This is a genomic window from Flavobacterium sp. SOK18b (genome assembly GCF_014156605.1).
Classification (GTDB): Bacteria; Bacteroidota; Bacteroidia; order Flavobacteriales; family Flavobacteriaceae; genus Flavobacterium; species Flavobacterium tiangeerense.
Genome location: NZ_QKNZ01000009.1, coordinates 18559 through 28237, shown reverse-complemented (window position 1 = coordinate 28237; position 9679 = coordinate 18559). Strand labels below are relative to the sequence as shown.

Annotated in this window: 4 protein-coding genes; 1 reads left to right on the top strand and 3 read right to left on the bottom strand. The window is 36.0% G+C overall.

The window, feature by feature from the left end; all coding sequences use genetic code 11:
- Positions 1 to 179 precede the first annotated feature (179 nt).
- A complete protein-coding gene (gene pafA / locus DNC80_RS02090) occupies positions 180 to 1793 on the top strand; it encodes an alkaline phosphatase PafA (protein ID WP_182648796.1) in 1614 nt (537 codons plus the stop codon).
- Between the two features lie 64 nt (positions 1794 to 1857).
- On the opposite strand, the gene lysA is transcribed toward pafA, so the two are convergent.
- The 3 genes from lysA to gltB form a co-directional block, all read right to left on the bottom strand.
- The gene (gene lysA / locus DNC80_RS02085; protein WP_182648794.1) at positions 1858 to 3078 is read right to left on the bottom strand and encodes a diaminopimelate decarboxylase; all 1221 of its coding nucleotides are present in this window, start codon (positions 3076 to 3078) and stop codon (positions 1858 to 1860) included.
- Between the two features lie 306 nt (positions 3079 to 3384).
- On the bottom strand, positions 3385 to 4839 hold the full coding sequence (locus DNC80_RS02080; protein WP_182648793.1) for a glutamate synthase subunit beta: 1455 nt from the start codon (positions 4837 to 4839) through the stop codon (positions 3385 to 3387).
- A 2-nt stretch (positions 4840 to 4841) separates the two neighbouring features.
- Entirely contained in the window at positions 4842 to 9359 is a 4518-nt protein-coding gene (gene gltB, locus DNC80_RS02075; protein WP_182648791.1) for a glutamate synthase large subunit, read from the bottom strand.
- Between the last annotated feature and the right edge of the window lie 320 nt (positions 9360 to 9679).

The window sequence follows — 9679 nt, the reverse complement described above, 5'->3', positions numbered from 1 at the left end:
TCTCATATTATTTATAAACGATTTTATTTTTCCTTTTTCAGTTTATATTTTTTTTATTTAAACTCAATATTTTAATTTTTGTTAGGGTTAACATTTTATTAATTTAGTATCATGAGGTAGTTGTGAAGAGTGTGTTTGAACTTTATGTTGTATTTTTGCATAAAATATAAATATATAATATGAAGAGAATTATTTTGTTTTTGGCAGTTATTTTGTCTTTAAACTCACAAGCTCAGCAACGCCCTAAATTGGTAGTGGGTATAGTAGTTGATCAAATGAAAATGGAATATTTATATCGTTTTTCTGACGATTTTTCTGCAAATGGATTTAAAAGATTAATGAATAATGGATATACTTTTCATAATATGCATTATAATTATGTGCCAACTTATACTGCGCCTGGTCATGCCAGTATTTATACTGGAGCAACTCCATCAACGCATGGTATTGTTGGAAATGATTGGTTCAATAAAGCGACCGGAAAAAATATGTATTGTACCGATGATGCATCTGTTAAAACAATAGGTGAGGGTACGGAGAAAGAGGGAGCAATGTCTCCTAGAAATCTTTTAAGTACCACAATTACTGATGAGTTGCGAATGGCAACCAATTTTAAAAGTAAAGTTATTGGATTAAGTATTAAAGACCGTGGTGCTATTTTGCCAGCAGGACATTTTGCAAATTGGGCATTTTGGTATAGTTCAACAGGTTCATTTATTTCAAGTACGTTTTATGGTGCAAATTTGCCAAATTGGGTAACTGAATTCAACCAAGAAAAAAGGTATATGAACTATATCAATAAAGGTTGGAATTTATTGAAGCCATTATCTACTTACAATGAAAGTTTAGCTGATGATAATCCATACGAGGGGAAATTGGATAAAGGAAATGGTCCTGTTTTTCCTTATGATTTGGCTAAAATCTACAAAGAAAAAGGTGCTGATGTTTTGCGAACTACACCCTTTGGTAATGATATTTTAGCTGATTTAGCTATGAAAGCTATTGAAAAAGAGGAGTTAGGAAAAGACGATATAACTGATTTTCTAACAGTTAGTTTTTCTTCGACTGATTATGTTGGTCATACTTTTGGACCTCGTTCTATAGAATTACAAGATACCTATTTACGTCTTGATCAAAATTTAGAACAGTTTTTAAATTACTTAGACAAAACAGTTGGAAAGGATAATTATTTAGTTTTTTTGACTGCTGATCATGCTGGTGCAGAAAATCCAAATTATTTAAAGGATAATAAATACAATGTAAAAAATGTTCCTACTAAAGGTTTTGTGGAATCCTTAAAGAAATTTTCAAATGAAACTTTTGGAGTTGATCTTATCTTGGACTATTCTAATTTCAATGTATTTTTCAATTTGGACTTGGTAAAACAAAAAGGTTTAGAATTGACAAAAGTAAAAGAGAGCTTTAGAGGATTTTTGATGACACAAGAGCATATCAAAAGAGTGTATACTGAGGAAGAAATTTTAGCTTCTTCAGGTGATGATTACTTCTTAAGTTTTATAGCTAAAGGTTATGATCCTAAACAGAATGGTGAGTTAGTGATTTTAGATAAGACTGGCTATATGGAATATCAAGCTACAGGAACAACACATGGATCTCCAAATAGTTATGATACTCATGTGCCGCTTCTTTTTTATGGATGGCATGTACCGAAAGGAGAGTTACACGCAAAAACGTACATAACTCAAATTGCACCTACGTTGTCTCAAATGTTAAAAATTCCGTTTACGAATGGCACTGAGTCAGAAGTTTTAGAAACTTTACTTGATAAATAATAGGTTTTTGAATTGAAAAAATCCCATTTACAACTGATTGACAGTGTAAATGGGATTTTCTATTTTAAACCGCTTCTATTGCTTGTGGTAGCGGAATTTGATTTTTCAATAAATCTTCAAATGTTTCGTGGGCTCTGATTAAATGCCCTTCGCCATTCATCCATAAAACTTCGGCAGGTTTGTATCTGGAGTTATAGTTTGATGCCATAGAGAAACAATAGGCTCCTGCATTTCTAAAAGAGAGTATATCACCTTCTTTGATTTCGGCAATCCTTCTGTTGTTTGCAAATGTATCCGTTTCACAAATATATCCTACTACGGAATAAAAACGCTCTTTCCCTTTTGGATTTGAGATGTTTTCTATGTGGTGTTGTGAACCATATAACATTGGACGAATTAAGTGATTGAAACCACTGTCAATTCCAGCAAAAACAGTTGATGTTGTTTGTTTAACGACATTAACTTTTGCTAAGAAATATCCAGCTTCACTAACTAGGAATTTTCCAGGTTCAAATATCAATGTTAATTCTTTTCCATACTCATCACAGAAAGCATTGAATCTTTTTGATAATTTTTTACCTAATTCTTCAATATCTGTTTCGATATCGTCTTTTTTGTAAGGTACTTTAAACCCACTTCCGAAATCTAGGAATTCAAGATTTTTAAAGTTTCTAGCTGCATCAAATAGGATTTCCGCTGCATATAAAAATACTTCAATATCTAAAATATCGGAACCAGTGTGCATGTGTATACCTACAATGTTCATTTTTGTGTTTTCGACAATTCGAACTAAATGTGGTAATTGGTGGACTGAAATTCCAAATTTACTATCAATATGACCTACAGATATATTGGCGTTTCCACCTGCCATAACGTGAGGATTGATTCGGATGCAAACTGGTACATTTGGATATTTTGTTCCAAATTGTTCCAAAATTGATAAGTTATCAATGTTTACTTGAACTCCCATTGCTGCAACCTCTTCTATCTCTTCAAGCGATACACCGTTTGGAGTATAAAATATTTTTTCAGGTTCGTAGCCCGCGTGCAAACCTAATTGTACTTCTTGAATAGAAACCGTATCTAAACCTGAACCCATTTCTCGTAACAATTGCAGTATTGCCACGTTTGATAAGGCTTTCATTGCATAATTGATGCGCAACTGTTTTACCTTTGAAAAAGCTTTGGATAATCTGTTGTATTGAGATTGTATTTTTTCGGCATCATATACGTATAATGGACTACCAAATTGTTCTGCTAATTGTACTAAGTCTTTTGATTGCATAATTATTAATTTTGAGCAAATTTATTACTCTTTATTTAGTCCCACAAGGGAAGATATGAATTCTAACAAATTATAACAAAAAGTTATATTTTAAACAAATCGGGTTTTAAAAAGCGAATTTTCAATTTGGGTGAGGGATGGTAGCGGATAGCCCACAGACGCTGTAGTTTTTACGAAAGCGGCGAGGACTTGAAGCGAACAGCCCGACGCTACCGAAACGATAGTGGAGGTAGGGGCACCTCCTAAAAAAATCAAATGACTGCCCATAAAGGAATTGGCAGTCATTATTTGATTTTTCAACACAATTTATAGGCTAGGTAAATCTCCATTTCCTTTGGTTGGTAAATTGGTAAAACCCATCAAGTATTTATCTACTTCTCTGGCGGCTTCGCGACCTTCTGAAATGGCCCAAACAATTAAGGATTGCCCTCTACGCATGTCACCTGCAGTAAATATATGCGGAATATTAGTTTGGTAATTGGTAGCTTGATAGTTGTTACGGGTGTCAATTTTGATGCCCAACTGCTCGCTCAATGTTTTCTCGGGTCCTGTAAAACCGAGTGCTAACAAAGCCAAGTCACAAGGCCAGATTTTTTCGGAACCTTCTTTTTCAATTAATTCAGGTCGTTGACTAGGAGTCATTTTCCAAGCGACTTCAACGGTTTTTAAGCCGATCAATTCTCCAGCTTCATTTGCTATAAATTCTTTGGTATTGATGAGCCAGTTTCGATCACAACCCTCTTCATGAGAGCTAGATGTTTTTAATTGCAAGGGCCAGAAAGGCCATGGAGTGGATTCGCTTCGGCTTACCGGAGGTTTTGGTAAAATTTCAAAATTTGTGACTGATTTGGCACCATGACGGTTTGACGTTCCAACACAGTCTGAGCCGGTATCTCCACCGCCAATAACGATAACATTTTTATCAGTTGCTTTGATTTGATCAGGAATTGATTCACCATATAAAGCTTTGGTTTGCTGTGTTAAAAAGTCCATTGCCTGCACCACACCTTTGCTTTCAATTCCTTTGGTAGGCAAACTGCGACGCTCTGTAGCACCACCACATAAAACAACTGAATCGAAGTTATTGAGTTCTGAAATTTCATAATTTACTCCTACATTGACATTGGTTTTAAAAGTAATTCCCTCCGCTTCTAAAACTTTTACACGTCTGTCGATTATTGCTTTTTCGAGTTTGAAATTTGGAATTCCATAACGCAATAATCCACCAATGGCATTGTCTCTTTCAAAGACAGTAACAGTATGCCCAGCACGATTTAATTGTTGTGCTGCTGCCAGACCGGCAGGCCCTGAGCCAATTACGGCAACTGTTTTTCCGGTTCTAACCTCTGGGGGTTGTGGTTTGATCCAACCTTCGGCAAAGCCTCTTTCTATAATATTTTTTTCAATATTTTCGATAGCAACTGGTTCGCTAATGATTCCTAACACACATGATTTTTCGCAAGGAGCTGGACAAAGTCTTCCTGTAAATTCAGGAAAATTATTGGTAGATTGTAATATTTTCAGTGCACTTTCCCATTCCTCCTGATGCACCATATCGTTAAAATCAGGAATTAAGTTTCCTAACGGACACGAGCTGTGGCAAAATGGAATGCCGCAATCCATACATCTGGAACCTTGTTCTTTGATTTTATCTTTGGTTAACGGAATTGTAAATTCATTATAATTTGTTACTCTTTCTGGAACTGCAACATTACTTTCGTCGGTTCTAGAATATTCTTTAAATCCTCCTATTTTTCCCATGACTATGATGCTATAAGTTCTTTAATTTCTTTTTCTTCGGCCAAGCGTTGCAACGCTTTTTTGTAGTCCGTTGGCATCACTTTTACAAAATGCAGACTTTGATTTTCCCAATCCTCTAAAATTCTTTTTGCTAACGGGCTACTCGTATAAAGCGAATGATTTTTAATCAAGCGACGTAGTTTGATGAAGTCGTCCTCTTCTAAAGATTCCAAACCAACCATTTCCATGTTGCAAACTCTTGCATCAAATTTTTTGTTGGGATCAAAAACATACGCAATTCCGCCGCTCATTCCTGCTGCAAAATTCCTTCCTGTTTTTCCTAAAACTACTACAGTTCCTCCTGTCATGTACTCGCAGCCATGATCGCCAATTCCTTCTACAACGGCAGTTGCTCCAGAATTTCGAACACAAAAGCGTTCTCCTGCCATACCATTGATGTAGGCTTCGCCGGTAATAGCACCGTATAGCGCCACGTTACCAATAATGATATTTTCTTCGGGTTTGAAAGTAGCAGTAGGAGGAACTTTAATAATTAGTTTTCCGCCAGAAAGTCCTTTGCCTAGATAATCATTACAGTTGCCGTGAATTTTAAATGATAAACCATTTGTTGCAAAAGCCCCAAAACTTTGCCCCGCAGATCCAGTAAAATCAACTAAAATAGTATCTTCAGGTAATCCTTGTGCGCCATAAATTTTTGAGATTTCGTTACTCAATATTGCTCCTACAGAACGATCGGTGTTTTTGATATCGAAAGTAACTCTTGTTTTTTCTTTTCTGTAAATTGATGGAATCGCAGCTTTGATAATATCAAAATCCAAAACGTGCTCTAAAGCATGATCTTGTGTAGTTGTATTGTGATTGGGAACTTCTTTTGCTTTTTCAGGCTTATATAAAATGGAAGACAAATCTAATCCACTAGCTTTGTAATGCTTGATGGCTTTGTTTACATTCAGTTTTTGTGATTGTCCAACCATTTCTTTCAGAGTTCTAAATCCTAATTGTGCCATTATCTCTCGCAATTCTTCGGCAATAAAATACATGAAGTTGATAATGTGCTCTGGCGTTCCTTTGAAATTTTTTCTCAATTCAGGATCTTGTGTTGCAATTCCAACCGGACACGTATTCAAGTGACACGCTCGCATCATGATACAACCTGAAGCTACTAATGGTGCTGTTGCAAAACCAAATTCTTCCGCTCCAAGTAAGGCTGCAATAGCCACATCGCGACCCGTTTTTAATTGGCCATCACATTCTAAAACGATTCGGCTTCTCAAATCGTTCAAAATCAATGTCTGTTGTGCTTCCGCAAGTCCAAGTTCCCACGGAATTCCGGTATGAGTTAATGATGTCAATGGAGCGGCTCCTGTTCCTCCGTCGTATCCTGAAATTAAAATCACATCTGCTTTTGCCTTTGCAACTCCAGCAGCTATTGTACCTACACCAACTTCAGAAACTAATTTGACATTAATTCTAGCTTCGCGATTGGCATTTTTTAGGTCAAAAATCAACTGCGATAAATCTTCAATTGAATAAATATCATGGTGAGGTGGTGGCGAAATTAAGCCAACATATGGTGTTGAATTTCGAGTTTCGGCAATCCAAGGCACTACTTTTTCACCAGGTAATTGTCCGCCCTCACCAGGTTTTGCTCCTTGTGCCATTTTGATTTGTATCTCACGAGCGTTGGTCAAATAGTTGATTGAAACTCCAAAACGTCCAGAAGCAACTTGCTTGATTGCGCTATTTCTAGAGTCTCCATTTAAGTCTTTTTGAAAACGTTTTGGATCTTCTCCTCCTTCTCCTGAATTGCTTTTTCCACCAATTCTGTTCATGGCAATGGCTAGGTTTTCATGTGCTTCTTGGCTGATGGATCCATATGACATGGCACCTGTTTTGAATTTTTTTACAATTTCTGTCCAAGGCTCCACTTCATCTAAAGGGATAGGATCTAAGTTGTTGAATTCAAATAAACCTCTTATGGTCATCAAATTTTCACTTTGATCATTGACCATTTTTGAATACTCCTTATAACTTTCAGGACTGTTTAAGCGAACTGCTTGTTGTAATTTAGAAATCGTGGTTGGGTTGAACATGTGCTTTTCACCTGATCTTCTCCATCTGTAAACACCGCCAATTTCAAGTGGAAGTAAATTACTGACTTTAGAATTTGGAAAGGCTTTTTGGTATCTTTTTTTGACTTCTTTTTCAATTTCCATCAAGCCAATTCCTTCAATTCGAGATGGTGTGTATGGGAAATATTTAGATGTGAATGTTTTGTTCAGTCCTAAGATTTCGAAAATTTGTGCCGCTCTGTACGAATGTAAAGTAGAAATTCCGATTTTATTCATGATTTTCAGAATCCCTTTTGCGATGGCTTTATTGTAATTTTTGATGGCATAATCCGCTTTTACACCAGTGATAAATCCTGCATTTACTTGGTTGTGAATAATTTCATTAACCATGTACGGGTTTATGGCACTTGCTCCGTAACCAAATAATAGCGCAAAATGATGTGGTTCACGTGGTTCTGCCGATTCAATAAGGATACCAAATTTTGATCGAACTTTTAAAATGTTAAGCGAATGATGAATATACGAACACGCCAATAACATTGGAATAGGTGCCATTTTTTCGCTTACACCTCTGTCTGATAAAATAACAATATTGCAGCCCTCTGCAACTGCTTTGTAGGTAGCTTGTACTGCTTTTTCAAGAGCGCGTTCTAAGCCGTTTACTCCTTTTTTGATTTCATACAACGTTGATATGGTAACCGACTTGAAATCGGCATGATCGATGTTTCTAATTTTGTCCAAATCTTCGTTGGAGATCACTGGATTTTGGATTTTTAGTTTTTTACAATGTTTGGGAACAATGTCAAATATGTTATAATCGCCACCAATTGCCAAGCTAATATCCGTAATGATCTCTTCACGAATACCATCCAGCGGAGGGTTAGTTACTTGTGCAAAAAGTTGTTTGAAATAATTATACAACAATTGAGGCTGATCAGACAATACAGCAAGCGGAGTGTCATTCCCCATTGAACTTAGTGCTTCGGCTCCTTCGGCACCCATCGGGTTGATGATGGTTTTTAAATCTTCAATCGTATATCCAAATAAACGCTGTCTAGTTTCAAAATCAATATTTTCAACCGGAATAGGATTATCAGTGTACGGAATTTGAGATAGCGATAGTAAATTTTCGTCAAGCCATTGTTTATAAGGTCGCTTGGTGACAATTGCATTTTTGATTTCGTCATCCTCTATGATGCGACCTTCATTCATGTCAACCAAAAACATTTTCCCCGGTTCTAATCTACCGTGTTGAATCACATCTTCTGGTTTGATATCCAATACTCCAATTTCAGATGACATGATTACGAAACCACTTTTGGTTAAAGTGTATCGAGAAGGACGCAATCCATTTCTATCCAATAAAGCACCAATAACGTTACCATCTGTAAAAGGAATAGAGGCTGGACCATCCCAAGGTTCCATAATACAAGCGTTGTATTCGTAAAAGGCTTTCTTATCTTCTGACATCGTTTGATGTTTCTCCCAAGCTTCCGGAACCACCATCATCATGGCTTCTGGCAAGGAACGTCCTGTCATCAGTAACAATTCAATAACCATGTCCATCGAGGCAGAATCTGATTTTCCTTCCAGAATAATTGGGAAAAGTTTTTTGATGTCTTCGCCAAAAACATCACTTTTCATTAACTCCTCACGTGCACGCATGCGGCTTATGTTACCACGTAACGTATTGATTTCTCCATTGTGACACATGTAACGAAAGGGTTGAGCGAGTTCCCAAGACGGAAAAGTATTGGTCGAAAATCGTTGGTGAACTAAAGCTAATCGGGTTACTAAATCATCATCGAGTAAATCGGTGTAATATCTGCTGATGTCCTCTGGCATCAATAAACCTTTATATATTATTGTAGTGGTAGAAAAACTTGAGAAATAAAACATGTGACTTTCGGAAATTCTTGAGTTCCGAATTGTGTGCTCTGCTATTTTTCTGGCGGCAAACATTTTAGCATTAAATTGTTGCTCTGTCAAATTCAAACCTTTTTTACCTACAAAGACCTGCTTTATGGTAGGTTCTTTTTCTCCAGCTATTCGGCCTAAATTTGAGGGGTCGACCGGAACGTCTCTCCATCCTAAAATTTCTAGATTTTGATCATGAATAGCATTTTCAAACGCAGTTTTACAAAAAACAACTTGATTGCTGCTCTTTGGCATAAAAACCATTCCAACAGCATATTCTTTTGTATTTGGAAGTTCAAAATCACATACTTTTTTAAAAAAATCATGCGGGATATCAAATAAAATTCCAGCTCCATCTCCAGTTCTACCATCAGAACTTACGGCGCCTCGATGCTCTAACTTGATTAAAATGTCAAGTGCTTTGTGAATGATATCGTTCGACTTAATTCCATTGAGATTACAAATAAATCCTGCTCCGCAATTATCGTGTTCAAATTCGGGCAAATACAGACCTTGTTCTTTAACTTTCATGCTTAATTTTTTTTCTTCAAAATTAAATATTTAGTATGGAATATTAGTCAAATTGGTTAAATATGGGTATTTTTTATAGTAATAATAGAAAAACGTTGTGAAAAATACAAAAACGTGATTTAAAGGGAGGTGATTTGTTTTTTCGATAAAAAGTAAAAGGATTTGTTTTCAAAATAGGGTGGAAAAGAGCCTAAATACGTTTGTTTTTAATATTGAAATGAAATTCTAACAAAATTGTTTGAAAAATTGATATTTTTTGGAATCGTACCAATGTGAAATGGGCTTAAATACCTGCTGAAAAATTGAATAATAATTTATTT